The organism is Shewanella sp. 10N.286.45.A1 (genome assembly GCF_041470405.1).
Lineage (GTDB): Bacteria > Pseudomonadota > Gammaproteobacteria > Enterobacterales > Shewanellaceae > Shewanella.
Genome location: NZ_JBFRMK010000430.1, coordinates 1 through 1,983 on the forward strand (window position 1 = coordinate 1; position 1,983 = coordinate 1,983).

The window sequence follows — 1,983 nt, forward strand, 5'->3', positions numbered from 1 at the left end:
ACGGTTGTAGCGTGTAATTGTTATTCTAACGGTTGTAGCGTGTAATTGTTATTCTAACGGTTATAGCGTGTAATGATTATTCTAACGGTTATAGCGTGTAATTGTTATTCTAACGGCTATAGCGTGTCATTGTTGATTTACCTGTTTTAGCGTGTAAAATAAACCTAGTAATAGGCTCTATAGGTAAAGTGATCATGAAGGTAACTAACTCAAAACAGCTTGCTGTGTACCTCAAAGATGCACGACTAAATATGCAGTTGTCGCAAAGTAAGGTGGGTAATAAGATTGGCATTCGTCAGGATACTGTTTCAAGTTTTGAGCAAAACCCTGATTCCACAAAATTAGAAACGCTATTTAAGATTTTATCAGCTTTAAATCTTGAGCTAGACATTAAGGTTAGAAATCCAGGACTGAAGAGTAAGTTGGTTGACGATAATAACATCGCACCGGACCATGAATGGAAGGAGGAGTGGTAATGGCAGTTCTTGATGTTTATATGAACGGTTATCTCGTAGGAGAGTTTACTAAATCCACTACTGGCTCTCACCTGTTTAAGTATGCTAAGCAATGGTTAAATACGTCTAATAGTCGCCCTATTTCTTTGTCTATGCCGCTGCAAAAAAAAGAGTATAAAGGCGATGAGGTTTATAACTTCTTTGATAATCTACTGCCAGATAATATTGAGGTGAGAAATAGAATTGTTGCTCGTTACCATGCACAGTCGACACAAGCGTTCGATCTATTAGCGAAAGTGGGGCAAGACAGCGTAGGAGCATTGCAACTAGTTTCGCATGGTCAACAAGCTTTCGATGTCAAAAAAATTGAATATAAACCCTTATCTAATAACGCATTGGAAAAAGTACTAAAGGGTTATAAGTCAGATATTCCGTTAGGTATGCTAGCCGATGAAGATGACTTTCGAATCTCTATTGCGGGCGCCCAAGAGAAGACTGCTTTACTAAACTTAGAGGATCAATGGTTGCTTCCTATTAAAGCAACACCGACAACGCATATTATTAAGCTACCTATTGGTGAGATACAAAGTCATTCGCATACTATAGATATGTCTGACAGCGTTGAAAACGAATACCTATGCATGATGATAGTTAGGGAGTTTGGCTTAGATGTTCCGCAATGCTCAATAATCAAAGTGGGTGATATTAAAGCGTTTGCTGTCGAGCGCTTTGACCGTAAGTTATCTAGTGATGGTGAATGGATTATGCGATTGCCCCAAGAGGATTTTTGCCAGGCATTAAATATTCCACCAGCGAAAAAATATGAAAGTAATGGTGGGCCAGGTATTGAGCAGATAATGCCTTACTTACTCGGTTCTATGAGTGCAGAGCGAGATAGGTATAATTTCATGAAGTCTCAAGTGTTATTTTGGCTACTAGCTGCAACCGATGGGCATGCGAAAAATTTCTCATTATTCATTGAGGCTGGTGGCGGTTATCAATTAACACCATTTTACGATATTTTGTCCATATACCCAGCCATTGGTGGAAAAGGTTTAAATATCCGTAAGGCTAAGTTGGCTATGGGACTCAAAGCGACGAAAGGTAAGGAATATCGGATAGCACAAATCTTCCCAAGGCACTTTATCCAAACAGCCAAGGCGATCGGGTTTGATCCCCAGACTATGACCGCCATTTTACAAGAGGTTGCTGATTCCGTTGATGCCGTGATTGCGAAAGTAATGGCACAGTTACCAGAAGATTTTCCAGAACATATAAGAGATTCTATTTTGACTGGCTTTAAAAATAGAGCAAAAAGATTGACGGATGGGGATGTGGATTAATTAAACGAACAGCAGGATAATTTTCTGACCTAAAATCAGAGGGCGTTCAATATTCTGTGTCAGGCTAATTTTTAAATGTCTAGGACGCTGTCTAAGCGCCCTTCAAAATAAATGGCTAACTGAGATAAACAAAGGCTCCAATTATGAATTGGCATTGTCCATTTTTCTGAGGCATTCAATATGCC

The 1,983-nt window shown here is 39.3% G+C and carries 2 protein-coding genes; both read left to right on the top strand.

The annotated features are described in order from the left end of the window. Positions 1 to 194: 194 nt before the first annotated feature. Positions 195 to 476, top strand: coding sequence for a helix-turn-helix domain-containing protein (locus tag AB4238_RS22215; RefSeq protein ID WP_372035780.1), 282 nt, complete (start codon positions 195 to 197; stop codon positions 474 to 476). Further along, entirely contained in the window at positions 476 to 1,798 is a 1,323-nt protein-coding gene (locus AB4238_RS22220) for a type II toxin-antitoxin system HipA family toxin (RefSeq protein WP_372035782.1), read from the top strand. The genes AB4238_RS22215 and AB4238_RS22220 overlap by 1 nt, the downstream gene beginning before the upstream one ends. Positions 1,799 to 1,983: the final 185 nt, after the last annotated feature.

Bases quoted from the DNA above. Each gene is read 5' to 3' on its own strand.
- AB4238_RS22220 (WP_372035782.1), top strand. From the start codon at position 476: ATGGCAGTTCTTGATGTTTATATGAACGGTTATCTCGTAGGAGAGTTT.
- AB4238_RS22215 (WP_372035780.1), top strand. From the start codon at position 195: ATGAAGGTAACTAACTCAAAACAGCTTGCTGTGTACCTCAAAGATGCA.